The sequence below is a fragment of the Klebsiella grimontii genome (genome assembly GCF_900200035.1).
Taxonomy (GTDB): domain Bacteria; phylum Pseudomonadota; class Gammaproteobacteria; order Enterobacterales; family Enterobacteriaceae; genus Klebsiella; species Klebsiella grimontii.
In genome coordinates, this window is record NZ_FZTC01000053.1 from 100,788 (window position 1) to 126,651 (window position 25,864).

Here is a 25,864-nt window from a genome sequence, read left to right on the forward strand (position 1 = left end):
TAAACGCCAGATATAGTGGGGTTATGACAACACCGGTGCGGGCAGATTAGTGATAATGAATTTCGCCAAAGTATTCCGACAGCACGTAATAACGGCAATATTCAAAAGGGCTGTTATGCCCGGCCTGAAACGTCTGTCTGGCGACGGATAATAGTGGTTTATTCGCCGCGATCTGCAGTTTTTCGCACAGGTCGGGGGAAGGTAAGATCGCCTCAACCTTTTCAATCGCCGAGTCACTGGTGACGTTTAATAGCGAATAAAGCGACGTATGTTCCAGCGCCTCTGGCGTGAGCTGCAGATCGGGAAAGAAGCTAAGATCGAGATAGATCTTTTCATGGTTAAACGGACGATTATTCAGGCAACGAATACGCGAGATATAGAGATAATGATGATGGGCGGGCAGGCTCAAACCATCTGCCTGAGCGTCACGCGCGCGACGCGGCGCAATCTCAAGAATACGGTTCTCTATCTCGACGCTGGCATCCTGAAGATCGCTGGTAATGCCGCGAAACGTGTGGCCGTAGCTCACTCCCTCCGGCACTGAGCACACTACCGATCCGCTTCCGCGCTGGGACGAAATAATGCCCGCATTGATTAATTCGCTCCAGGCCTGTTTAACCACGATGAGCGAGACGTTATAGGCTCTGGCAACCTCTTTTTGCGTCGGCAGCTGGCTGCCTAACGGCAAGGACCCATTCTGAATCTGCTGACAGATGATAAAAAATAGTTGCTTATAAAGCGGAGTAAAGCTCGTTTTATCAACCTGCAAACTGCGCACCTCACGTCTTCGCCAGCAGGGGACGTTTTACCGTCCCCGGCAGGGTGAATTCGCTACCCTGCGATTTGCCTGGCCAGTTGTGCCAAATCGAAATGATTCATACGATCCACGGTCGTTAAATAATCGGCGGGAAAAGCCTCCACGCCATGGAATGCGCCGGAAATCGCTCCAACCATGGTAGCGACAGTATCAGTATCATTGCCGATATTAACGCCGGAGATAATAGCATCTACGGCAGAATTCGGACAACACGCGAACAGGCCAAAGGCCGCCGGTACGGCTTCACTGACGTGCAGCCCGGAACCAATAATATCGGCAAGTTCCACCACCGCCGTTTCCCAATGACGATGGCGTTGACCGATAGCCACGGCCAGCTCGATGCGTCGGGCAACGGATGGGCCTGCCACCATCATCGCTCCTTGCTCCTGCGCCAGCAGATAGCCTCTTTGCGCGCCATAAATACCGGCGGCAATAATGGTGTCCGCATTGGTCTGCGATCTTAATGCTTCACTGGTTGCCGCCGCCATCGCCGCTGCGCCGGACATCGCCAGCACGTTATTATGCGTAAAGCGGCAAATCTGCAGCGCGCAGTGAATCGCCGCGTCAATATCCCCCGGATGCAGCACCGCCGCCGGCCAAATCTTCATGGCGGCGCCGTTGGTGGCTTCCGCGTTTCCCTTATTAATAATCTGTACCGACTGCTTTTCGCCTTCAAGATCGCCCTGCAAGGAGGCACGATTGTCATTGAATATCGCTTTCATTGCCGCACGCGTCGTCGGGCCGGTAAAGTTGGCGTAGTAAGGGTAATCCAGCCACTGCTGGAAGGCCTCGCGCATCGCCTCATCGCTGACCTGGCGCTGATGACGCAGCAGCGCGTCCATAATGTATTTCGCCTGAATAAAATCATCCGTGCACATACCCGCTTCGTTGCAGCGGCCAAACGTATCCGCTGGCGGTTTTTGAAAGGTCGTTACCCAGCCGCCGAAATAGTCCTTAATTTGCTGCTGGGTCCGTACTTCCGTCGCCGCGCCCATCGCGTCCGCTGCAGCGGCGCCTACCAGGCATCCCAGTATTTTGTTTTGATCAACGTGCATGATGACTCCTTATTTCACGGTCATGGCTTGTGCCAGCGAACGGCTGGACAGAAAAGTATTGAGCTGGTCGGGATACGGCAGAGCGGTCATTGCCCCTTTTGCCGTCACCGCCATTGCGCCGCAGGCGTTGGCATTGCTGATGGCCTCCGCCAGCAAGGCATGATTCCAGTAGTTTTCGCGGGAAAGCGTGAACAGCAGGCCGCCGACAAAGGCATCGCCAGCTCCGGTGGTATCGACGACCTCCACGCGCGGGGCGGGAAAAAGGAACTCTCCCTCGGCGGTGATGAGCAACGCCCCTTCGGCCCCCAACGAAATGATGGTGGTATCACAGCCCAGATCGCGCATGTAATACCGCGCATCCAGCCAGTGGCTGGCGCCGCTCAGCTGACACAGCTCATCGGCCGAGACTTTGCAGATAGACGCCAGCGCAGCGGAGCGGGCGATCAGGTCAGGGATCTCAGCGGTATTGCGCCACATCTTGCTGCGCAAGTTGACATCAAACAGAACGTAGCCGCCGGCCTCCCGCATTCTTCGCGCGCCCTCAAGACATGCCTCGCGAGCGGGACTGTCGGTGAGACCAATGGAGCTAAAGTAAAACCATTCGTATTTTCTGAACGTCGGCAGATCCTGAGGTGAAACGTAGGTATCAGCCCCCGGATGCACCAGATAGGTAAAGCTGCGCTCGCCGTCAGCCGTCAGATTGACGATCAGTACCGCACTGGTCAGGCTCGCATCCAGCCGCAGCGAAGAGACATCGACGCCGTTATCCTGAAAAACCTGGCGCAGGAAACGCCCGGCGTCATCGTCGCCAAGGCAGCCGATAAAACCGCACGTTCCGCCCAGCCTGGCAACGCAGACCCCCACGTTCGCCGAAGCGCCTCCGGGACATTTCAGGTAGCTGTTCTGTTTTTCCGGTACCAGGTCTACGGAGGCGTCTCCGATCGCCCAAACCTTATTCATGGCATTCATTTACGCCTCCTTATGCCTGTTTTTGCGCAAGGGCGAGCTGAATATCACGATAATATTCGTTATTAATCAGATACTTTTTCATAAGCAGCCCAACCGCAAGATGGAACAGTGCCGGAATGAGCGTCATCATCAGCGCAATACCGGTGAGCGAACGCGCGCTCTGTTCAACGTCGGCCTGATAGCCAAAGTGGCTCAGCAGAAATCCCAGTACGCCCCCCGCGATCCCCATACCAAACTTCTGGAAGAAGAGAATGCCGCCAAACGCGAGGCCGGATACCCGCAGCCCGGTTTTCTTTTCGCCATAATCCACCGCTTCGGCGATAGAGGACCAGAACACCGGCATTTGCATATCGCAGAAGAAATTAATAAGAAAATAGAATGTAAATGCCAGGATAAGATTTTCACGCCCGACGAAGAAATACATCATCGCGCTTAGTACAAAGGTAATAATCTGGGTGTAGCGGAACATCTTAATTTTATCCCAGAACTTGGTTATCCAGGTGGTGGCGATCATCGCCAGAATAGAGGCGACAACGCCGGTAGTCAGAAAAGGTGAAATCAGGCTATCGCCGCCATTAAGATAATACTTGGCATAATAGGCCGCGACGGAACCGCGAATAACGTAACCGCACATCAGCAATAAAATAACAACCCCAAGAATAATCCACTGATCGTTACGTAACAGATACTTAAACTGCTTCCCTACCGATAGCGAAGTAATTTCCGGCTCGCTACGTTCACGGGTGGTGAGAAAACAGAAGATAAACAGCAGGGCCCCCATCGCGCCCATTAGCCCCATAGAAAACTGGTAACCCAGCGCCTTGTTGCCCTGCCCCAGCCAGACGGCAAGCATCGGGACGACAATAGTGACCAGGAAAGCGGCAATTTTGGTCATCACAAAGCGATAGCCGTTTGCGCTTAGCCGTTCCACGGGATCGCTGGTAATCACGCCAATCATCGAGATATAGGGAATAGTGATAGCGGTATAGACCAGGGTCATCAGAATATAGGTGCCATAGGCCCACGCCAGCTTGGCCATATAAACCATATCAGGCGTGATAAACATTAAATAAACGGCGAAGCCAAAAGGGATGGCAAACCACAGCAGCCACGGGCGATAGCGTCCCCAGCGCGTATTCAGCTTATCGGTAAGGACGCCCATGGCCGGATCGATAATGGCATCGATCATCCGCACAACCACGAAAAGTACGCCGACATCAGCGGCGCTCAGGCCGTAGATATCGGTATAAAAATAGGCGAGAAGCAGCTGCATGGCGATGATCACAACGTTTATCGCCATATCTCCTGCGCCGAAGCCGATTTTTTCCACGATAGAAAGTTTCATGTTGATATTCCTTTACGCTTAGCCGCGCAAATAGAGGGAACAATTAATGATGTCACTACATGAAATAAAAACGTTTTTATAAATAAGCCACCAGTCAGACATGCAATGGAGGCTATGAAGAGAGTGTAACGATCCTCAAAAAGATATAAAGGTATACCTTTATATCTTTTGATCGGTTTCACATATTTTTATACACCCGATCCTACCCCGACGTTAAACCGGGATAAGAATCAAGGAGATAATGAATGGCGGGAACGTAAAGGAAATTAACGGGATGCCAGAATGGCGCAGCTATGGTCCTGAATCTCTTCCGCCGATGCGCGATTCAGCGTCAGCAGGTTACGCTCGGTCGCCAGCAGCACCAGCGAGCCGTCGCTCTGCTTCGCCATCGCCAGCGCGAAACGCCCCATATGTTCGCGCGCTTCCGGCACCTCTTCAGCCAGCATCAGGAACGGGCTGCGCTGCGCCAGCTCCGTTTCGGTGACCCGGCGCGCCAGATATTCGTGGCCCAGTAGTCCACCGGGCAGCGGCAACCAGCGACTGCTGATAGCGGGCGCTTCCTTGTCCAGCTGAGTACGGACATCGGGACGCAAGCAGGAGATATGGATATGGAAATGATTTTGCGTGCGTCCGCTGCGCGAGTTGATGGTCAAGGAGACCGCGTCATCCGATACGGCGGAACCACGATGCTGGCTCATGATTTCACGCCCCTGCCAGGCCTGCCAGAAGAAGTTCGGCGTCAGGGGATTGAGCAGCAGCGGGCTTTCGGTGCCGTTAATGCGGTAAGTGGGCATCAGCAGATACTGCAGCGGGCCATTGCGGTCTTTAAACAGGACATAGCCGCCCTTCAGGTTCACTTCCGCGCAGGGCGCGGAATTCTGGCGCTGCTGTTGATTGGGGACGCACTGTTGCAGAACAATTTTGCGCAACGCGTCAGGGTTGCCGGAATGGAGCCAGTAGTAGCCGCCGGCCATCGCCGCCACAACCGCCACCAGCAGCGCTAATAAAAGGTATCGTACTCTTCGCATTCTATTTTCCTGTCTCAGCCAGAAACGGAAGAGTAACGCAGTTTGATGACTAAATGAAAACAGGAAGAGGTTCGGTGTGTTTTCCCGGAGGCGGCGCTATGCGCCTGTCCGGGCTACCCCCTATTCCCGACAAACTCACCGCTGCCGGGAATAAGAAGAGGCTATTTAACGCTGATTGATCTGGTCGAAGGTGCCGCCGTTGGAGAAGTGCTCTTTCTGCGCTTTCGTCCAGCCGCCAAACACGTCATCAATGGTGAACAGCTTCAGTTTCGGGAACTCATCGGCGTATTTTTTCGCTATTTCAGGGTCACGCGGGCGATAGAAGTTCTTCGCCGCAATCTCCTGGCCTTCCGGCGAATAGAGGTACTTCAGATACGCTTCCGCCACCTGGCGAGTGCCCTTCTTGTCGACCACTTTATCCACCACGGAAACCGTCGGCTCGGCGAGAATCGATTCGCTCGGCGTCACGATCTCAAATTTATCTTTACCCAGCTCATTGGTCGCCAGCAGGGCTTCGTTTTCCCAGGCGATCAGCACATCGCCTATCCCGCGCTCTACGAAGGTGTTCGTCGCGCCCCGGGCGCCGGAATCCAGCACTTCGACGTTCTTAAACAGCGCTTTTACGAACTCCTGCGCCTTCGCCTGGTCGCCATTGTTCTGGTGCAGGGCGTAGCCCCAGGCCGCCAGATAGTTCCAGCGCGCGCCGCCGGAGCTTTTCGGGTTCGGGGTAATCACCGACACGCCTGGTTTAATCAGGTCGTTCCAGTCGTGAATCTGCTTCGGGTTGCCTTTACGTACGAGGAACACGATGGTGGAGGTATACGGCGCGGAGTTATCCGGCAGACGTTTCAGCCAGTTTTTGTCGATTCGGCCGCGTTCGGCAATTGCATCGACGTCATAGGCCAGCGCAAGGGTCACCACGTCGGCTTCAATACCGTTGATCACCGAGGTCGCCTGTTTGCCGGAGCCGCCGTGGGATTGACGAATCACCACGTTGTCGCCGGTTTCTTGCTTCCAGTGGGCGCTAAAAGCTTTGTTGTACTGTTCGTACAGCTCGCGCGTCGGATCGTAAGAAACGTTTAATAGTTGAATGTCTTTTGCCAGAACGCTGGCGGATGCCAGCAACAGAGTTAACCCCACGCCCCACTTATTCATCGCACCGCTCTCTTTATGTAGTGTTGTGATGGATTAAGCGTGCCAGAAAGCGGACTGATGATTAAAGAATAAAAAAAGATTGGCTATAACTTGCGAGTATATAGAACGGGGAAGTGTTGCCCCCTCCCGAACGGGAGAGGGCGGGAAGCGTTAGACTTCTTCCATACGGCCCAGCAGCGCCTGCAGACGATCCTGCCAGCCCTGCTGCTGTTCTTTCAGCTGACCGTTTTCACGCTCAAGCTCTTCACGGCTGTGCTGTGCGCTCTGTACTTCCTGCGCCAGCGTGTTGTTCTTCTCTTTCAGCTCTTCGATTTCCATCTGTAACAGAGTGATGGTATCAATCGCCTGCTGAACTTTAGATTCTAATTTCTCAAACACTTCTAATGACATCGTCATACCTCTCCTGAACTTGCAAGGCGTTGATAGAAACCGTCCGTTTCGTATACGCGTTGACGCCTTAACGAAAATTAGCGCACTACAGTGGTGATGTAGTCGATTGTATGAAGCCCCGTCGCCCCTGTCCAGCGACAACCCGCGTAGATTGCGGTTTGCGACACTTTTCAGCCTTTACCTGGTCCGTTCGCCGCTTTTACCCGGCAGTTTTTCGTAATTGTTAATCAAGGCGTAAAAAAATGCGCGGTGAAACGCTCCCGCAAACGACCGAACACGCGTTTATGGCGCGAAAACGCTCATTTTCTTGACGTGGTACACACATTTGAATTTCGATATTTCTCGTTTTTGTTCGTTAACGATAAATTAACACTATGCCTACATGGCAGCGTGGTCGCCTGCGACCTTCACACATACAATAATCATCACTACGCTTCAGGATTCGATTATGAGCCAAACATCAACACTAAAAGGCCAGTGCATCGCAGAGTTCCTCGGTACCGGGTTGTTGATCTTTTTCGGCGTTGGGTGCGTCGCTGCGCTTAAGGTCGCGGGAGCCAGCTTCGGTCAATGGGAAATCAGCATCATCTGGGGTCTGGGCGTCGCCATGGCGATTTACCTGACCGCAGGGGTTTCCGGTGCGCACCTTAACCCGGCGGTCACCATCGCGCTGTGGCTGTTCGCCTGTTTTGACGGTCGTAAAGTTGTTCCTTTTATCATTGCGCAATTCGCTGGCGCCTTTTGCGCTGCGGCTTTAGTTTACGGGCTTTATTACAATCTTTTCTTCGATTTCGAACATACCCACAATATGGTGCGCGGTAGCGTCGAAAGTCTCGAGCTGGCAGGCATTTTTTCTACTTACCCGAACCCGCATATCAATTTTGTGCAGGCCTTCGCGGTAGAAATGGTGATTACCGCTATCCTGATGGGCGTCATTCTGGCGCTGACCGACGATGGCAACGGCGTGCCGCGTGGCCCGCTGGCGCCGCTGCTGATTGGTCTGCTGATCGCCGTTATCGGCGCATCCATGGGCCCGCTGACCGGCTTCGCCATGAACCCGGCGCGTGATATCGGACCGAAAGCCTTCGCCTGGCTGGCAGGCTGGGGCAATGTCGCTTTCACCGGCGGCAAAGATATTCCTTATTTCCTGGTGCCGCTGTGCGCGCCAATCGTCGGTGCTGCGCTGGGCGCATTTTGCTACCGCAAGCTGATTGGCCGCCACCTGCCTTGCGACACCTGCGTCGTCGAAGAGAAAGAAGCCGCATCCCCCTCTACGACGCAACACAAAGCTTCGCTGTAATCTGACTACGGGACTCATACTATGACCGACAAAAAATATATCGTAGCGCTCGACCAGGGCACCACCAGCTCCCGCGCCGTGGTAATGGATCACGATGCCAATATCGTCAGCGTCTCTCAGCGAGAATTCGAACAAATTTATCCGCGCCCAGGCTGGGTTGAACACGACCCGATGGAGATCTGGGCATCGCAAAGCTCTACGCTGGTCGAAGTACTGGCAAAAGCCGATATTAGCTCCGATGAAATCGCGGCGATCGGTATCACCAACCAGCGTGAAACAGCCATCGTGTGGGAGCGTGAAACCGGCAAGCCGATTTATAACGCTATCGTCTGGCAGTGCCGCCGTACCGCCGAAATCTGCGAGCAGCTCAAGCGCGACGGCATGGAAGAGTACATCCGCAAGGCCACCGGCCTGGTGGTTGACCCCTACTTCTCCGGCACCAAAGTGAAGTGGATCCTTGACCACGTCGAAGGCGCGCGCGAGCGCGCTAAACGCGGCGAGCTGCTGTTCGGCACCGTAGATACCTGGCTTATCTGGAAAATGACCCAGGGACGCGTTCACGTGACCGACTACACCAACGCCTCGCGTACCATGCTGTTCAATATCCACGAGCTGGACTGGGACGACAAAATGCTCGACGCGCTGGATATCCCGCGCGCCATGCTGCCGGAAGTGCGCAAATCTTCCGAAGTGTACGGCCAGACCAACATCGGCGGTAAGGGCGGGACGCGTATTCCGATCGCCGGTATCGCCGGCGACCAGCAGGCGGCGCTGTTCGGCCAGCTGTGCGTTAAAGAAGGAATGGCGAAAAACACCTACGGTACCGGCTGCTTTATGCTGATGAATACCGGCGAGAAAGCGGTGACGTCAACGCACGGCCTGCTGACCACCATCGCCTGCGGTCCGCGCGGTGAGGTGAACTATGCGCTGGAAGGCGCGGTGTTTATGGCGGGCGCCTCCATTCAGTGGCTGCGCGATGAGATGAAGCTGATTAGCGACGCGTTCGATTCCGAATATTTCGCCACCAAAGTGAAGGATACCAACGGCGTGTACGTCGTTCCGGCGTTTACCGGCCTCGGCGCGCCGTACTGGGACCCGTACGCCCGCGGCGCGATCTTCGGCCTGACCCGCGGCGTAAACTCCAACCACATTATTCGCGCCACGCTGGAGTCGATTGCCTATCAGACCCGCGACGTGCTGGAAGCGATGCAGGCTGACTCGGGGATCCGACTGCACGCCTTGCGCGTTGATGGCGGAGCGGTCGCCAACAACTTCCTGATGCAGTTCCAGTCCGATATTCTCGGCACCCGCGTGGAGCGCCCGGAAGTCCGTGAAGTCACCGCGCTGGGCGCAGCCTATCTGGCCGGTCTGGCGGTCGGTTTCTGGCAGAATCTGGATGAGCTGCAGGAGAAAGCCGTTATCGAGCGCGAGTTCCGTCCGGGAATTGAAACCACCGAGCGTAACTATCGCTACAGCGGCTGGAAGAAAGCGGTAAAACGCGCGCTGGCGTGGGAAGAGCACGACGAAGCGTAAGTTTGTTGAGGTATTCCCGGCTTGCGGCGTAAACGCCTTAGCCGGGCTACCAAAACCAAAAACCGCGCTGGCCTGTAGCGCAGCGTCTCCGGGTTTTTATCAGCCGAATACCGGCAGCAGCAGATAGAGCTTAATCACCAGCGCGTTAACGATATCGATAAAGAACGCGCCCACCATCGGCACCACCAGAAACGCCATGTGCGACGGACCGAAACGGTCGGTTATCGCCTGCATGTTGGCAATCGCCGTCGGCGTCGCGCCGAGGCCGAAACCACAGTGGCCGGCGGCCAGCACCGCGGCATCGTAGTTTTTACCCATCATCCGGTAGGTCACAAACACCGCATACAGCGCCATCGCTACCGTCTGCACCGCCAGAATGGCAATCATCGGCAGCGCCAACGACGCCAGCTCCCACAGCTTCAGGCTCATCAGCGCCATCGCCAGGAACAGCGACAGACTGACGTTACCCAGCACCGACACCGCGCGATCGAACACGCGATACAGCCCCAGCGCCGACAGGCTGTTGCTCAGGATCACGCCGATAAACAATACGCAAACGAAAGTGGGCAGTTCAAATACGGTTCCCGCCAGCAGTTGCGCAACGATCTTCCCTACCGTTAAGCAGATGGCGATCAGCGCAATGCTCTCAATCAGCACCAGCGAGGTGATCATGCGCCCCATATCCGGCTTTTCAAACGCGGTCGGCGCGAGCTGATCGTCCGGTGTGCCGTCAGGGGAAGAAGAGTGCTTAACCAGATAGCGCGCCACCGGCCCGCCGATCAGGCCGCCAAGGACGAGGCCGAAGGTTGCGCAAGCCATCGCCACTTCGGTGGCGTTGGCGAAACCATAGCGCTCAACAAACAACTTACTCCACGCCGCGCCAGTGCCGTGGCCGCCGGAAAGGGTAATCGAACCGGCCAGCAGCCCCATCAACGGGTCGAGGCCCAGCAGCTTCGCCATGCCGATACCGAGGGCGTTTTGCAGCAGCAGCAGCCCCACCACCACAATCAGGAACGTCCCCACGACTTTACCGCCAGCCCGCAGGCTGGCGAGGTTGGCGTTGAGGCCGATAGTGGCGAAGAACGCCAGCATTAGCGGATCTTTCAGGCTCATATCGAAATCAATTTCGATATCCATGCTTTTCTTTAATACCAGCAGCGCCAGCGCGACCAGCAGGCCGCCCGCGACGGGCTCAGGAATGGTGTATTTCTTGAGGAAAGGAACGGTTTGAACGAGTTTTCTACCCAGTAGCAACACTAAAGTTGCGGCAACGAGCGTCGATAAGGTATCGAGATGAAACATAAAAAAGAGCTCCTTATAGGCGCATGATCCATTCACACGCGACGATATTCCCGGTGTCGATTGCTTCTCATCATGAGTAATCGGGAAGGGATTTTAAGCAGAAGTGTGGAAAAAAGGACAGGAAAAGATATTTTGTAGGGATATTGATGCGATCAAGCATACAAAATGTTAATAAATGTTTGTTGCCTATTCCTTGTATAAATATTTATCGCTAACGAGTGGCAAACGTTTGCTTTTGGTCTACAGTCCGATAAAATCCCCGCTTTGCCACCTTTGGGATTGTTGTGATGTCCGTTAACACCGCAGAGTCAGAAAATGCGCAACCGGTTGCGCACAAGCAAACCAGCGAATTAATCTACCGCCTCGAAGACCGCCCGCCGCTACCGCAAACCCTGTTCGCCGCGTTCCAGCACCTGCTGGCGATGTTTGTCGCGGTCATCACTCCGGCGCTGTTAATTTGCCAGGCCCTGGGCCTTCCGGCTCAGGATACGCAACACATCATCAGCATGTCCCTTTTCGCCTCCGGCGTGGCATCCATCATTCAAATCAAAGCCTGGGGCCCGGTCGGCTCCGGTCTGCTCTCAATTCAGGGCACCAGCTTTAACTTCGTCGCGCCGCTGATCATGGGCGGCACCGCGCTGAAAACCGGCGGCGCCGATGTTCCGACCATGATGGCCGCGCTGTTCGGCACCCTGATGCTGGCCAGCTGTACGGAGATGGTTCTCTCCCGCGTCCTGCATCTCGCCCGCCGCATTATTACCCCGCTGGTCTCCGGCGTGGTGGTGATGATTATCGGCCTGTCGCTGATTCAGGTTGGCCTGACCTCCATCGGCGGCGGCTACGCGGCTATGGCCGATCACACCTTCGGCGCGCCGAAAAATCTGCTGCTGGCGGGCATCGTGCTGGCGCTGATCATTATCCTTAACCGCCAGCGCAACCCATATCTGCGCATCGCTTCGCTGGTTATCGCGATGGCGGCCGGCTACCTGGCGGCATGGTTGCTCGATATGCTGCCGGCCAATACCGCGCCGACGGAAAGCAGCCTGATTATGGTGCCTACGCCGCTGTACTACGGGCTGGGCATCGACTGGAACCTGCTGCTGCCGCTGATGCTGGTGTTTATGATTACCTCGCTGGAAACCATCGGCGATATTACCGCCACCTCTGACGTCTCCGAGCAGCCGGTTTCCGGCCCGCTCTATATGAAGCGTCTGAAGGGCGGCGTGCTGGCTAACGGCCTGAACTCCTTCGTCTCGGCGGTATTCAATACCTTCCCGAACTCCTGCTTTGGCCAGAACAACGGCGTGATACAGCTGACCGGCGTCGCCAGCCGCTATGTCGGTTTCGTGGTCGCGCTGATGCTGATCGTGCTCGGGCTGTTCCCGGCGGTGAGCGGTTTTGTACAGCATATTCCTGAGCCGGTGCTCGGCGGCGCGACGCTGGTCATGTTCGGCACCATTGCCGCCTCCGGCGTGCGTATCGTCTCCCGCGAGCCGCTGAACCGCCGGGCGATCCTGATTATCGCCCTGTCGCTGGCCGTCGGCCTTGGCGTCTCCCAGCAGCCGCTGATCCTGCAGTTCGCCCCTGACTGGCTGAAGAACCTGCTCTCCTCGGGTATCGCTGCTGGCGGTATCACGGCGATTGTGCTGAATCTGATTTTCCCGCCAGAGAAAAACTGATCCTCTCTGACGCTCCGGCCGCGCGATGCTGGCCGGGGCGTCTGCATCATCAATCTCACATCATCTCATTACACAATTCCTGTCTTGAGGATTGCGCATAATTCGGGCATAACAGCCTTATGTGCCTCGCTCAGGATCGAAGATCATGAAATTTCTCAGAAAGCTGATTCTCTGGCTGCTGATTGCCCTGCTGGTGGTGATTATTGCCGCTTACTTCCTGCTGCAAACCCAGTGGGGTGGGCGCCAGGCCAGCGCCTGGCTAAGCGACGGCACCGGCTGGAAGGTTTCTTTCAACAAGATGAACCATAATTTCTCCTCGCCGATGCACCTGCAGCTGCAAAACGTCACCCTCGGCCGCGACGGCAAACCCGCCACACTGGTGGCGCAAACGGTGGATATTGGTTTTAGCAGCCGCCAGTTTAGCGACCCGCTGCATGCCGACGAAATCGTCCTCAGCGACGGCACGCTAAACTTTTCCCCTTCCTCTGCGGCGCTGCCGTTCGCCGCCGACCGTCTGCAGCTGCGCAATATGGCGTTCAACAGCCCGGAGAGCGACTGGGATCTGAGCGCGCAGCGCGTCACCGGCGGCGTCAGCCCGTGGGCGCCGGAAGCGGGCAACGTGCTCGGCAAGAAAACGCAGATTCAGATCAGCGCCGGTTCGATGACGCTCAACGGTATTGAAGCCAGCAACGTGCTGATTCAGGGGAATATTGATAACGGCGAAGTGTCCCTCTCGACCATTGGAGCGGACGTCGCCCGCGGTACGCTCACCGGCACGGCGAAACGCAGCGCCGACGGCGGCTGGCAGGTCGATAATTTGCGCCTCAGCGAAATCCGCCTGCAAAGCGATAAATCCCTCGCCGACTTTTTCGCGCCGCTGACTACCCTGCCCTCGCTACAGATTGGCCGCCTTGATGTCACCGACGCTAGCCTGCAGGGGCCTGACTGGGCGATCGCCGGTCTCGACCTTAATCTGCGCAACCTCACCCTGAGCCGCGGCGACTGGCAAAGCCAGGAGGGTACGCTGTCGATGAACGCCAACGAGTTTATTTACGGCTCGCTGCACTTCCTCGACCCGATCCTTAACGCCGGGTTCTCACCGCAGGGCATCGCGCTGCGCCAGTTCACCTCACGCTGGGAGGGCGGCATGGTGCGCACATCCGGCAATTGGCTGCGCGCCGGCAACGCCCTGGTGCTGGATGACGCGGCGTTCGCCGGGCTGGAATACACCCTGCCGGACAACTGGAAGCAGCTGTGGATGGCGCCGCTGCCCGACTGGCTGCAAAGCCTGACGCTGAGAAAGTTCAGCGCCAGCCGCAACCTGATTATCGATATTGAACCGGCGTTCCCGTGGCAAATCACCGCGCTTGACGGCTACGGCGGCGAGCTGCAGCTGGTGAAAAACCGCAGCTGGGGCGTGTGGAGCGGTAGCGCGACGCTGAACGCCGCCGCCGCGACGTTTAACCGGATTGACGTCCGCCGCCCGTCGCTGAAGCTGAGCGCCAACGCCTCAACGGTGAACGTTAACGAGCTCAGCGCCTTTACCGAGCGTGGGATCCTGCAAGCCACCGCGGCGGTGTCGCAGCTCCCGCAGCGCCAGGTCAACCTGAGCCTCAACGGTCGCGGCGTGCCGCTGAATATTTTGCAGGCGTGGGGCTGGCCCGCGCTGCCGGTTTCCGGCGACGGGAACCTTCAGCTGACGGCGACCGGCAGCGTGCAGGCGGATGTGCCGCTGAAGCCGACCGTCAACGGGCAGCTTAGCGCGATAAATATGGAGAAACAGCAGGTGGCGCAGGTGATGCGCAACGGGGAGGTCTCCAGCACCCAGCCCCCTTCAGCACCGGCGACAACGACTCCCTGACTTTCCCTCTCCCTCCCCCCTCTCCCCACGGGAGAGGGGCCTGTTCCATTCGCGAAACCTGTTGCCATTAAGCGGCTGTTTGTACCTATTTCCCGCAACCTGTTCCTTTCAAATAACGGACTTGCTATAACAAAAATACTGGAAGTTAAAAAAATAATTAAAGTCCCTGAACCTACAAAAATAAAGGAACAACCATGTCCGTAATACGTCAGCGTATTCTGGAGAATATGCAAAAATTCTCCAGAGCAATGATCGGCGCAGTATTGTTCTTGCCGGTCATTGGCTTAATTTTGGCACTCAGTTCAGTCTTAACTAACCCAACATTAATTTCGGAGACCAGTTTTTTACACCAGCTCGGACAGCTCCTCGGCGATACCTTCTGGCCTTTATTCGGCAATCTGGGATTACTCTTTTGCGTCGGCATTAGCTATGGTCTGGCAAAAGATAAAAAAACCGAAGTCGCGCTGGTTTCGGTAATGTGTTTTATCATGTTTCTTGGCGCTAACCACTCGTGGCTGGAGCATACCCACGGCCTTGCGGAAAAAATTAACGGCGAATATTACGGTACCGGGCAGACTCAGCTGCTGGGCTTTGTGGTGGTCGATATGGGGGTTTTCCTCGGGATTATTCTCGGCTGCACCATCGCCTGGGTGCATAACAAAGTCTCGACGATTGAACTACCCGGCGCGCTCTCCATGTACGGCGGAGCCAAGCTGACGCTGGTGGCGATGACGCCGGTCGTCATTTTCTACGCCATCGCCTTTACCTGGTTCTGGCCGTTTATGACCCACGGCATCGCGGCGCTGACCGGTTTTATGAAAAACGCCGGCGTAGCGGGAGTCTTCGTTTACGGCTTCTTTGAAAAATTCCTCATCCCCACCGGCCTGCACCACTTCGTCTGGTCGCCGTTCCAGCTCACGCAAATCGGCGGCACGCTGAGCGTCGACGGCCAGGTCGTCTCCGGTACCCAGGCGATTTTCCTCGCCTATATGCGCCACCCGGATTTAACCCCGGTGATGAACGAGGCGCTGCGTTTCTCGCAGCAGGGGATGACCACCATCTTCGGCCTGGCCGGCGCCTCGTTGGCGTTTTACCACACGGCGAAACCGGAGAAAAAAATGATGGCCAAAGCGATTCTGCTACCGGCCATTATCACCTCCATGCTCACCGGCATCACCGAGCCGATTGAGTTTACCTTCCTGTTCGTTTCGCCGCTGCTGTGGGTGATCCACGCCACCTTAACCGCGGCCTCGCAGGCGATTTGCGACATCTTTACCGTGCGTCCCTGGGGCGCTTCCGGGCTGATTGAGTTCCTGATTTACAACCTGCCGCTGCCGGTATCCCTGACGCGCTGGCCCGGCTACGTGCTTATCGGGATCGGTCAGTTCGCCGTCTACTACGTTATCTTCCGCACCCTGGTCGTTAAGTTGAATCTCAAAACGCCGGGTCGTGAAGACGATGAAAACGTGAAGTTATATAGCAAGGCGGATTATCGTAAAAAAATGGGCGAACCGCAGTCGGTGACTAACGAAATTATCAATGGCTTGGGTGGTAAAGAGAACATTATTTCCGTCGACAACTGTTTCACCCGCCTGCGCGTCGCTATTCATAATATGGATCTGGTTGACGATACGATATTAAAAAGCACCGGCGCAAATGGCGTAGTACGAAATCGAAATGAAGTTCAGGTTATTTACGGCGTCAAAGTGGGACAGGTTCGTTCCCGGGTTGATAGCTGGCTAGCAGAAAATTAATTGGGAGTGATTTATGAAATTAACCGTATTAGGCGGGGGCGGCGTTCGCTCTGCGTTTCTGGCAAAATCTCTGGCATATAATGCGCACCGCATTGGGTTAACGGAAGTGGTATTTCTCGACAGCTCCGCGGAGAACCTGGAGATATTCGGCGAGATTGCCCGCTATGTGTTTAATGCTATTCGCCCGGATATTCACTTCAGCGTGACCAGCGACCCGGTGCCGGCGCTGAAAAATAGCCACTATGTGATCACCACCCTGCGGGTCGGCGGCGATGAGAGCCGGATCCGCGACGAGCGTATCGCCCTGGAGCACAATACGCTGGGCCAGGAGACCACCGGGGCGGGCGGATTCGCCATGGCGATGCGCTCCATTCCGGCGATTCTCAACTACTGCCGCCTGATTGAAGAACATGCCGCCGAAGACGCCATTCTGTTTAACTTCACCAACCCGTCGGGCCTGGTCACCGAGGCGATTATCAAATCCGGCTTTAAGCGTCGGGTGTACGGCATCTGCGACGCGCCGTCGGAGCTGATTCGCGAGCTGCCGGCAATCCTCGGCTGCGACGAGCGCGATCTCGGCGTCGAGTGCTACGGGCTGAACCACTTCTCCTGGTTTACCCACTTCACCGTGCGCGGCGAGGATGTCACCGAGCGCCTGATCGCCAGCCCGGACCTGTATCGCAAGACGGCAATGCAGTACTTTTCACCGGAGCTGGTTCAGCTGTGCGATAAGCAGCTGCTGAATGAATATCTTTATTACTACTACTATCGCGAAGTGGCTTTAAAAGCGATTCAGAACGCGCCGGAAACCCGCGGCGAGCAGATTGCCCGCATCAATCACGATATGCGCGAAGAGCTGCGGACCGTGGATGTGAAAGCCAACCCGGAAGCGGCGTTTACCCTCTGGATGAAGCACTATCTGCGCCGGGAAAATAGCTATATGCAGAACGAGTCGCAGCAGGAAAAATTCCATACCCGCGAGCCGTTGACCTTAAAGCAGTTTATCGAGGAGCCGGATACCGGCGGCTACGCGGGCGTGGCGCTGGATATTCTGGAGGCGGTCAACAGCACCGCCACCAAGCGTATCGTGGTGTCGATGTCGAACAACGGCACGCTGGACTTCCTGCGCCCGGATGATGTGATTGAGATCAGCTGCGACCTGAGTAAAGACGGCCTGAAGCCAGTGACACCGAAGCATGTGCCGACGGCGCAGAAAAATATGATCGCCAGCGTGAAAGAGTATGAGCGGCTGGCGGTGGCGGCGATTCTGCAGCGCGATAAATCGCTGGCGGTACGGGCGCTAATGGCGCATCCGCTGGTCGGCTCGTATTCGCTGGCGAAAACGTTGGTTGAAGCCTATCTCGACGATAAGCAGTTCGCCGACTGGCAATAAACGTCCGGTAAAATCCCCCGGATGGCGGCTAACGCCTTATCCGGGCTACGGGTTCGCCGCCGACTGCGGGCCGGGTAGCCCGGACAGGCGCGTCAGGCGCCGCCTCCGGGAAGGCCCGCCTGCATAAACCACATCTTCAGCAGCCGCTCAAAGCCGAGTATGCAGTAGCCGAAAAACGGATTGCTCCAGTAAATATCGTCATCAAACTTTTGCGGGTCATGAATGATAAACGCCGTATCCGCCGCCTGCGCCAGCGGGCTTTGATAATCGCCGGTAAAGCAGACCAGGTTAATCTCCTTGCCTTCCAGCGCTTTCACCCAGTTCAGCGCCGAACTGCTGCGTCCGGATTTGGAAATAATCCAGATCGAATCAAATTTGGCGGCGTTCTTCTGCTCGAGAATTTCGTAATCCGGCCACAGCGCCAGGCTGGCATTCACCCCGGTCACCAAAAATTTATTGTAGATATACTGGGCGATCAGCTGCGAAAAGCCGCTACCGTGAATCAAAATGCGGTGATGTTGCAGGCTTTCCAGCAGCGGAGCTATCCGCTCCGCCGGCTGAATGCTCATATAATCGATGTCGTTGGTCACATCGAGTTTGGGCATGGTGATATTGAATTTAATAAAATAGACCAACTCCAGCCAGCCGCTGAATTTCAGCTTCTTCGCCAGGCGCACCAGCGAAGAGGGATTGCTATAACAGTGCTCCGCCACGGCGCGGATCCCCTCGCGAACGCATTGCTCAGGATCGTTCTGAATAAAACGCAGCACGGTCATTTCCGTTTTGCTTAGCTTCACGTCACGAAAGATGTTTTCTAAATCCATACCGGGCTCCTCTCAGCGCTAAACTACGCTATCACCCGGCGGCGCTGGCGTCTGTGTCATCAATCACCAGAATGAAATGAACGTTACTTTTTTAGACAAAATGGAATAAAAAAACCCTCCGCTAAAGAGGGTGGTGGATTCGGCAATGTCTATCTTTTTTCAGCACCCATACTCACTGCACAATAACCATTTTTTTGGTTCATCTTCCTGAATCATCGGGAAGCGGCCGCTCTCTTCCAGAAAACGGTTATCGCGCTTATCATCGTTCACCATCGAAATTTCCCAGCCCATCACCAGCGCGTTTTCAGCCCAAAAACGGTGGTACAGCGTGGGCGGCAAGCAAACACCCTGTCCGGGGTTAAGAACCAGGGTTTCTGCCGGTTTCAGCGTGCGCTGGCGGCCATCAACCGCGACGCTCACGCTGCGCTGCATATCCAGCCGTTCATCTTCTGTTGCCCATGCCAGCTGCAGACAGAGCCGGCCACCGCCGCGGTTCAGAATGTCTTCCATTTTGTGATAATGAAAATGCCAGGGGGTTTGCTGATCCTGCTGAATCTGCAACATCTTCTCGGCGTAGGGTTTGGGATAGCGCGAATCGCCCGGCGCGCCATTGCGCAGGGTCAACAGCGTCAGTCCGGTTTCCTGAAAACGGCCGCTGCCAAAATCGGTAATATCCCAGCCAAGCTGTAGATCCCGAACTTCTCGCCACTCTTCAGTCCGCTTTTTCGCCCAGATATCGGCGGTAAAGCTGGCAAACTCGGGTAAGCAAATGCGAAAGGACTCGGCGATAGCGTGCGCTTTATCAATCGCGTAGTTAATCTGTGAACGTTTCATTTTCGACTCCGCTTCGGACGGCTAGCCAGGCTGCGCCGCGCATGCCGCTACTGTCGCCATGTCGGGCAGGCACGATGGGGGTAATGAAATGGTCGGTAAACACCAGCGGGGCGACATCCGCCTCCAGGTCGTTCACCAGCAGCGCCACGTTAGACAGACCGCCGCCGAGAACAATCACGCCGGGATCGATAAGATTCACCACCGTCGCCAGCGTCCGCGCCAGCTGCTGGCGAAAGCGCAGCACCTGCTCGCAGGCGGCATGCTCGCCCTCCAGCGCCCGGGCGATAATAGCCTGACTGCTGAGCGCCTCTTGGGTCAGCAGACGATAGCGCGCGCTCAGCCCGGTGCCGGAAATAAAGGACTCGACGCAGTTATATTTTCCGCAATAGCAGCGCGCGGGCGGCCCATCGTTGACCTCCTGATATCCCGGCAGCGTGATATGCCCGCACTCCGCCGCAATCCCTGACGCGCCGGGGAAAATCTGGCGATTAAGCGCAATACCGCCCCCGCATCCGGTCCCCAGCGTCATGCCAAATACCAGTGAATAATCGGCGCCTGCGCCATCGCAGGCCTCTGATAAAGCGAAACAGTTGCCATCGTTCGCCAGCACAACCGGCTGGCCCAGGCGCTGCTCAAGCTCATCCTGTAAGCGGCAGCCGTTGATGACCTGAATATTGGCATTGCGGATCTTGCCGCTCTGCGGGGAGATACTCCCCGGCAGGGCGATACCGATAGCCAAAGGCTGAGCCAGCTCATCACCAATCGCGGTGATTAACTCCACCAGCGTTGCAATAAACTGCTGCCGGGTCTGTTTTCGCGTTTCAACGCGAAAACGCCTCCATTCATGGCCCTGTTCATCCATCACTACGGCGGCGATTTTGCTCCCGCCGATATCCAGCCCCAAATACTTCATACCGGCCTCCTTATTCATAGCGAGGCAGGTTTCCCCGCCCCGCCGCGGGATTAGTACAGGCTGGCCTTGCCGGTTGAGCCAAACAGCTTCATTTTGTGGTGAATCACCTCGCGCGCGGCGTTTATCGGCTCCGGGTAAATCACATTCGGATCCCACCAGGTCTCTTTTGCCAGAATTTCGCGCGCTTTCTGGAAATAGGCATACTTCATATCGCTGGAAATATTGATTTTGCCGACGCCAAGCGTAACGGATTCCGCAATTTCCGCATCCGGATTAGCCGAGCCGCCGTGCAGCACCAGCGGAATCGACAGACGTCCGGCGATATCGCGCAGAATGTGCATCTGCAGCTTCGGCTGCATCCCCTTCGGATAGATACCGTGCGCGGTGCCAATCGCCACCGCCAGCGTATCCACGCCGGTGCGGGCGACGAAATCTTCCGCCTGCGCCGGGTCGGTATAGGTCACTTCTGACACGCCGCCTTCCACGGAAGTCCCGGTCTGGCCGATGGTCCCCAGTTCACCTTCCACCGACACGCCTACCGCGTGCGCCAGCCGCACCACCTCGCGGGTCAGGGCCACGTTTTCTTCATAGGGCAGCAACGAGCCATCGATCATCACCGAGGTGAAGCCGCACTGGATAGCACGTAAAACATGTTCCACCGATGCGCCATGATCCAGATGCAGGGTGAAAGGCACGCGGCTGCGCTGGGTGATATCCCGCACGTAGCTAAAAAACGCGTCGCCAACAAAATCGTGCTCGCTGGGGTGAATGGAAATAATCGCCGGCGTATTTGTCGCTTCCGCCTCTTCCACCACAGCGCGAATAAAACAGCTATCCGCCACGTTAAATGCGCCGATAGCAAAACCGTGTTCACGGGTGGGTTTAAGTAATTCGTGCATTGAAACTAACATCGTTATTCTCCAGTTTCAGGGTGTAGTAAGCCTTGCCAGGGCATACGGGCGCCGGCATGGAAGGCATTACTGAAAGTTAATCAGGCTTTGTTGATAGAGCCGGATGCGCGTAAATAGGGGACGATGGCGTCAGCGCTGGCCTGCTCCATCACCGATAGCGCATCGGCCAGCTCAATGGTGCTGTCGTGGCACAGGGTGTGCAGCAGCGCCGCTTTCCCCGCTTCAAATACCGCCGCCCCAACGTTGATTTTTGCGACCCCGAATTCCGGGCAACGTTGCAGCTGCTCGAACGGCGTACCGCTCCCGCCGTGCAGCGCCAGCGGCACGGATGACGCGCGCTGTATCTGCGCCAGGCGGTCGAAATCGAGCATCGGTGTTACGCCGGGGGCGTACATACCGTGGGCGGTTCCCACGGAGACCGCCAGCAGGTCAATCCCGGTCTGTTCGATAAAGGGAGAGACGTCCTGCGGCTGGGTCATTAAATCGGCATTGCTGGCCTGGTCGTAGCGCGGCGCATCCGCCAGGTGCCCCAGTTCGCCCTCCACGCACAGCCCAACGCTGGCGGCCAGTTCAGCGACCGCTCGGGTCTGGCGGATGTTCTCCGCCAGCGCGAACGCCGAAGCATCGATCATTAACCCGCTAAATCCGGCGCGGAAAGCCTGACGTATTTTTATTGGGTCTTTGCCGTGATCGAGACTTAACGTCACGGGTACGCTCGCTTCTTCCGCCAGTACCCTGACTACCGCCGCCGCCGTCGTCGCCGGAAAGTGCGACAGGTGACCCTGATACAGGTTGAGAATAATCGGCGCGCGATGTTTTTCCGCCACGCGCACCGCCGCGCGTGCGCTTTCCAGGTTCATGCAGTTAATCGCCAGCAGGGCATACCGTTCACGCCAGGCTTTGATCACCATACTTTTCATATCGGCAAACATAGGGCCTCCGTTTATTCGAGGGTAAAGGTGATTTCGTCGTCTTTGACCTTTTGGTCGTTCAGCTCATCAAACTCTTCATCGCGCTCGGTTACCGGCTTTTTCCACAGCGAGAGCATCACGCCGCAAATCACGGTGCCAATCGCCAGAGAGAGGCAGAACAGCAGGGGATGCGTAAAGAGCGGCACCACGAACATCCCACCGTGCGGCACCGGACTCTCGACGCCCCAGGTCATGATCAGGCCACCGGCCACCGCTGACGCCACCACGCAGGATCCCACGACGCGCAGCAGATCCCGGGCGGCGATGGGGATCACCCCTTCGGTGATCATGCAGATCCCCATCGGGAACGCGGCCTTCAGGGCTTCGCGTTCGGCACGGGTATATTTATGGCGGGTCAGCAGGAACGAGAGGGTGATACCGAACGGCGGGATTATCGAACCCACAAACTTCACCGCTTCCGGGCCGTAAACGCCGCTGACCAGCAGACCATCGGCAAACAGCGACATGGTTTTATTCACCGGACCGCCGAAGTCGAAGGTCGCCATGGCGCCAAGGATGGCGCCCAGCAGGAAACGCGAGCCGCCCTGCATCGACTCCAGCAGGTGGATCAGCGCGTCCTGCAGCCAGGCAATGGGCTTGCCGATCAGAGTCATCATCAGCAAACCGCTAATAATGGTGCTTAATACCGGCAGCACCATAATCGGCATCAGCCCCTGCATCGACTTCGGCAGCCGAATATAGTGCTTCAGCGCCAGTACCGTGTAGCCCACGAGGAAGCCGCCCAGCATGCCGCCAATAAAACCGGTATGAATTTGCCCGCAGACAAAACCCACGATCAAACCCGGAGCAAATCCAGGACGATCGGCAATGGAGTAAGCGATAGCGGCGCAGATCAAGGGTACAATCAGCCCCATTCCCCAGCCGCCGATTTGGTTTAACATCCACGGAATGGTGCCGGTTTTCTCGCCGACGTTCGTCCCGCCAAGGACTTGTCCCAGCGCGATACAGATCCCGGCGGCGACGATCAGCGGTATCATCCATGAAATACCGGTTAATAAATGCTTCTTAATTTCCTGTGAGACGGGAGTTTTATTCTCACTCATGGTAGATCCCTCCAGATTAAGGATCAGGCATTCGCTAAGGATTTTTCGACCTTTTCGATAAACTGAATCGGCGACTTAATCACGACTTCCGTTTTTACTCTGACAATCCGTTTATTTTTAAAACGCTCTTCGCCTTTGATTTTCACATCAATGGCAAGAATAACGACATCCGCAGCGTCAATATCTTCCGCCGCCAGTTCATTTTCAGTACCAATGGTTCCCTGGGTTTCGACTTTGACATTGTGGCCCAGCGCTTTCGCGCCTTTAATCAGTTTCTCACGTGCAATATAAGTATGAGCAATACCTGCGGTACAGGCAGCAACACAGACAATATTCATCTCGGACTCCGCTAGTTATTGTTAGTAAATATCCGACTCGGCATATTGGTTAAACAGATCAATAATCCTCTGCGGACTGGTTTCTTTGAGCAGTTGTTCAATAATGTCATCATCCGCCAGCGCGCCAGCGACCTGAGACAATAAGCGAATATGGGTGGTATTTTGATCTTCCAGACGAACGGCAAATAAAATAATGCAGCGTACCTGGCTGCCGTCCAGCGTTTCCCAAGCGATATCCTGCCGGGTGCGGCCAATGGCAAGGGTGGTATTAACAACGGCGGACGACTTTCCATGCGGGATCGCAATATGATTTTCAAACCCCGTTGAGCCTTCCGACTCACGCTGCCAGACATCCTGAATAAAGGTTTCGCGACAGCTTATCGCCCCGTCTTTTTGTAATAAGTCGGTTAACTCCTCGATGGCTTCCGCTTTATTCGTAGCGTGCATATCTAACAAAACGCGTTTGGTGTTTAAAATCCTGGTTATGTCCATATTCTTTACCTCATGGATATAAAACTTCATTATCTACAGCAGATATTGCCGCGCGATGTAATTTGTCGGTAATGATTTTATCCGTAACCCGTCGGATATCGGCATCATTAAAAAATGCGCTAACATAGACTACCGGCAAAGCTATTTCCGGCAGATTAATCGTCGAAATAACCAGTTCAATCTGGTCCTGCGGTTGAAGGGTATGCAGGCTGCTTGCCGAAACTACGCCGACGATGGTCCAGTCAGGAAACGCTCTCAACACTCTACTTTTCAACAGATGAGATGTGCCGATTCCCGTAGAACAAACCAGCAGAACGCGCTTGCTGGCGACCTGCCTTTCCATCGCCGCCTGGAAATGAACGGTGAGATAGCCAACCTCGTCGTCGGAAACCGCGCACTCGCCCCAGCCGCTGAAAACCTGATTGACGGCCCGCTGGGTGAGCGGCCATACGTCCGTCAGCTCGCCCTTGATATCCTCAAGCAGAGGGTTACGAATATAAATCCGAAAATTAAGGCGGTTAATGAGCGGCTTTATATGAATGAGCAGACCATCGTATAACGCGCGATCGGCGGTTAAATCGATATCAATCATGGTAGAAAAGGCGCTAATCAGGCGACCCGTGATTTGTCTGGCCTCATCGCTTGAGTGCATATAGCGCGCCATGCTTACGTCATCACGCTCTTCCACCATAACGCCGGATGAGATGATGTACTGATAAATAAACCAGACTTCATCTTCCGGCAGCGAATGGTCAATCCGCAGTTCAATTTTACGCAGCATATTCTGGGCAACGCTAAATATCGTCTCATCAAAAATCTGCTGCCCCTGTTCACGCCGCGGTAAGGCATTCCCACGGGTAATGCGATACATCATAATCAGGATATGGGTGAAGATATTCACATAATACGGTTCGCCTAATGACCAGCACAGCTTACGCTCCATTTCCTGTAATAATGACTGTACAAATATAACGTCATCTTCACCAAAATAATGCACCAGCGCTTTATAGCTTCCTGAGTCCAGCCGGGAATGGATAATACAGCCGGGCTCATTATGATTAATTACCCCATTAATTAACGACGCCATCGCCTGGCGGACGCTGTTTTCACTGCCTTCGATATGCGTCCCGCTCTGGCTGCGGATCAGCGTTAAGCCGAGCGGCGTAATCCATGATTCAATAATTTTCAGGTCATTAACGATAGAAGCGCTACTGATAAAATAACGCTCAGAGAGCTTATTAATTGATGTCTCCCGCGGCGTCTCACTTAACAGCTGCGAAGCAATTTTCACACGCCGGGAGTTATTCATCATGACATCGCTGTCCTCCCCCTCGTTACCGAGTAATTGGTCTAATTGCAGCAGGTCGGTGACATTATCAGCGATCAGCATCACGCCGGCACCTGAGCGTTTGTCGATCGTCATTTTCCACTCAGATAACCACTGTTCTAAAAAGCGTAAATCACGCTGAACCGTTTTTTCTGACACATTTAAATATTCGGCAATTTTCATCAGCGTAACGTATTCTCTGCGGGGCAGGAGAAATTTCAATAATCTGTTCTGTCGTGAGGTAATCATTTGCATTATTTACCCTTTTTGCATACCAGATTAATGGCTGGAGACATCGCGATACCACGCGAGCGCTACATAAATCATTGAGGATAAATATAAGTAGCTGAGGCGTAAACAACAATACTAAATTTTGTCCAGACATCCGGACAGAAATAAAACGAAGAGAGGGATTAAGGCATAATTATAATTCAGATCACATTTCAGGAAGAAATATACGTGATAGCGATCTCAATTCACCATATGAATATACCTGGGAATGGTAAACCGCCTTTAGCCGGATAGCATTCCCGGAGGCGGCGCTTGACGCGCCTTGTCCGGGCTACTGGCCCGCAGACGATGGGAAGCCTGTAGCCCGGCTGAGCGTAG

General features: G+C 55.4%; 23 protein-coding genes. 6 read left to right on the plus strand and 17 right to left on the minus strand.

Annotated elements, in window-relative coordinates; genetic code table 11:
• Positions 1–46: 46 nt before the first annotated feature.
• The 7 genes from KOSB73_RS30040 to zapB all read right to left on the minus strand — a co-directional run bounded on the left by KOSB73_RS30040 (position 47) and on the right by zapB (position 6,765).
• Positions 47–769 carry a GntR family transcriptional regulator gene (locus tag KOSB73_RS30040; RefSeq protein WP_004137691.1) on the minus strand — a complete coding sequence of 241 codons (723 nt, stop codon included), beginning with the start codon at positions 767–769 and terminating at the stop codon, positions 47–49.
• 62 nt (positions 770–831) lie between these two features.
• Positions 832–1,872: an ADP-ribosylglycohydrolase family protein gene (locus KOSB73_RS30045; RefSeq protein WP_024359703.1), complete on the minus strand. Its 1,041-nt coding sequence runs from the start codon at positions 1,870–1,872 to the stop codon at positions 832–834.
• 9 nt (positions 1,873–1,881) lie between these two features.
• On the minus strand, positions 1,882–2,841 hold the full coding sequence (locus KOSB73_RS30050; protein ID WP_049086948.1) for an aminoimidazole riboside kinase: 960 nt from the start codon (positions 2,839–2,841) through the stop codon (positions 1,882–1,884).
• Positions 2,842–2,851: 10 nt separating this feature from the next.
• Positions 2,852–4,186: an MFS transporter gene (locus KOSB73_RS30055; protein ID WP_049086947.1), complete on the minus strand. Its 1,335-nt coding sequence runs from the start codon at positions 4,184–4,186 to the stop codon at positions 2,852–2,854.
• A gap of 266 nt (positions 4,187–4,452) precedes the next feature.
• A complete protein-coding gene (locus tag KOSB73_RS30060; protein WP_098141438.1) occupies positions 4,453–5,214 on the minus strand; it encodes a CDP-diacylglycerol diphosphatase in 762 nt (253 codons plus the stop codon).
• Between the two features lie 165 nt (positions 5,215–5,379).
• On the minus strand, positions 5,380–6,369 hold the full coding sequence (locus KOSB73_RS30065; RefSeq protein ID WP_004137680.1) for a sulfate ABC transporter substrate-binding protein: 990 nt from the start codon (positions 6,367–6,369) through the stop codon (positions 5,380–5,382).
• Positions 6,370–6,519: 150 nt separating this feature from the next.
• Positions 6,520–6,765, minus strand: coding sequence for a septal ring assembly protein ZapB (zapB, locus tag KOSB73_RS30070; protein WP_009652751.1), 246 nt, complete (start codon positions 6,763–6,765; stop codon positions 6,520–6,522).
• Between the two features lie 442 nt (positions 6,766–7,207).
• Here zapB and KOSB73_RS30075 point away from each other — a divergent pair, with 442 nt between their 5' ends.
• Both KOSB73_RS30075 and glpK read left to right on the plus strand, forming a co-directional pair.
• Entirely contained in the window at positions 7,208–8,059 is an 852-nt protein-coding gene (locus KOSB73_RS30075; protein WP_004106970.1) for an MIP/aquaporin family protein, read from the plus strand.
• A 21-nt stretch (positions 8,060–8,080) separates the two neighbouring features.
• Positions 8,081–9,592, plus strand: coding sequence for a glycerol kinase GlpK (gene glpK / locus KOSB73_RS30080; RefSeq protein WP_004126722.1), 1,512 nt, complete (start codon positions 8,081–8,083; stop codon positions 9,590–9,592).
• 99 nt (positions 9,593–9,691) lie between these two features.
• Here the strand turns inward: glpK and gltS are convergent, their stop codons facing one another.
• Complete coding sequence (gltS, locus tag KOSB73_RS30085) at positions 9,692–10,894, minus strand: sodium/glutamate symporter (RefSeq protein ID WP_024359700.1); 1,203 nt, start codon at positions 10,892–10,894, stop codon at positions 9,692–9,694.
• Positions 10,895–11,181: 287 nt separating this feature from the next.
• Between gltS and KOSB73_RS30090 the strand changes: the two genes are divergently transcribed.
• The 4 genes from KOSB73_RS30090 to KOSB73_RS30105 all read left to right on the plus strand — a co-directional run bounded on the left by KOSB73_RS30090 (position 11,182) and on the right by KOSB73_RS30105 (position 17,581).
• Positions 11,182–12,573, plus strand: coding sequence for a nucleobase:cation symporter-2 family protein (locus KOSB73_RS30090; RefSeq protein WP_004137676.1), 1,392 nt, complete (start codon positions 11,182–11,184; stop codon positions 12,571–12,573).
• A 145-nt stretch (positions 12,574–12,718) separates the two neighbouring features.
• Entirely contained in the window at positions 12,719–14,434 is a 1,716-nt protein-coding gene (locus tag KOSB73_RS30095) for an AsmA family protein (RefSeq protein WP_064343342.1), read from the plus strand.
• 194 nt (positions 14,435–14,628) lie between these two features.
• Entirely contained in the window at positions 14,629–16,188 is a 1,560-nt protein-coding gene (locus tag KOSB73_RS30100) for a PTS transporter subunit EIIC (RefSeq protein ID WP_004137673.1), read from the plus strand.
• Positions 16,189–16,201: 13 nt separating this feature from the next.
• The gene (locus KOSB73_RS30105) at positions 16,202–17,581 is read left to right on the plus strand and encodes a family 4 glycosyl hydrolase (RefSeq protein ID WP_082237933.1); all 1,380 of its coding nucleotides are present in this window, start codon (positions 16,202–16,204) and stop codon (positions 17,579–17,581) included.
• Positions 17,582–17,673: 92 nt separating this feature from the next.
• Here KOSB73_RS30105 and KOSB73_RS30110 read toward each other — a convergent pair whose 3' ends face one another.
• The 9 genes from KOSB73_RS30110 to KOSB73_RS30150 form a co-directional block, all read right to left on the minus strand.
• On the minus strand, positions 17,674–18,405 hold the full coding sequence (locus KOSB73_RS30110; RefSeq protein ID WP_004126732.1) for a MurR/RpiR family transcriptional regulator: 732 nt from the start codon (positions 18,403–18,405) through the stop codon (positions 17,674–17,676).
• A 159-nt stretch (positions 18,406–18,564) separates the two neighbouring features.
• Positions 18,565–19,239, minus strand: coding sequence for a D-lyxose/D-mannose family sugar isomerase (locus tag KOSB73_RS30115; protein WP_024359696.1), 675 nt, complete (start codon positions 19,237–19,239; stop codon positions 18,565–18,567).
• On the minus strand, positions 19,220–20,152 hold the full coding sequence (locus KOSB73_RS30120) for an ROK family protein (protein ID WP_024359695.1): 933 nt from the start codon (positions 20,150–20,152) through the stop codon (positions 19,220–19,222). Before KOSB73_RS30120 ends, KOSB73_RS30115 begins: the two co-directional genes overlap by 20 nt.
• 50 nt (positions 20,153–20,202) lie before the next feature.
• Positions 20,203–21,063 (minus strand): ketose-bisphosphate aldolase, encoded by an 861-nt coding sequence (locus KOSB73_RS30125; RefSeq protein ID WP_064343343.1) that lies wholly within the window; start codon positions 21,061–21,063, stop codon positions 20,203–20,205.
• 80 nt (positions 21,064–21,143) lie between these two features.
• Entirely contained in the window at positions 21,144–21,995 is an 852-nt protein-coding gene (locus KOSB73_RS30130; RefSeq protein WP_004137661.1) for a class II fructose-bisphosphate aldolase, read from the minus strand.
• 11 nt (positions 21,996–22,006) lie between these two features.
• The gene (locus tag KOSB73_RS30135) at positions 22,007–23,098 is read right to left on the minus strand and encodes a PTS fructose transporter subunit IIC (protein ID WP_004137659.1); all 1,092 of its coding nucleotides are present in this window, start codon (positions 23,096–23,098) and stop codon (positions 22,007–22,009) included.
• Positions 23,099–23,121: 23 nt separating this feature from the next.
• Positions 23,122–23,436 carry a PTS fructose transporter subunit IIB gene (locus KOSB73_RS30140; RefSeq protein WP_004126741.1) on the minus strand — a complete coding sequence of 105 codons (315 nt, stop codon included), beginning with the start codon at positions 23,434–23,436 and terminating at the stop codon, positions 23,122–23,124.
• Positions 23,437–23,457: 21 nt separating this feature from the next.
• Positions 23,458–23,928, minus strand: coding sequence for a PTS sugar transporter subunit IIA (locus KOSB73_RS30145; RefSeq protein WP_004126743.1), 471 nt, complete (start codon positions 23,926–23,928; stop codon positions 23,458–23,460).
• Positions 23,929–23,938: 10 nt separating this feature from the next.
• The gene (locus KOSB73_RS30150; RefSeq protein ID WP_098141440.1) at positions 23,939–25,510 is read right to left on the minus strand and encodes a BglG family transcription antiterminator; all 1,572 of its coding nucleotides are present in this window, start codon (positions 25,508–25,510) and stop codon (positions 23,939–23,941) included.
• Between the last annotated feature and the right edge of the window lie 354 nt (positions 25,511–25,864).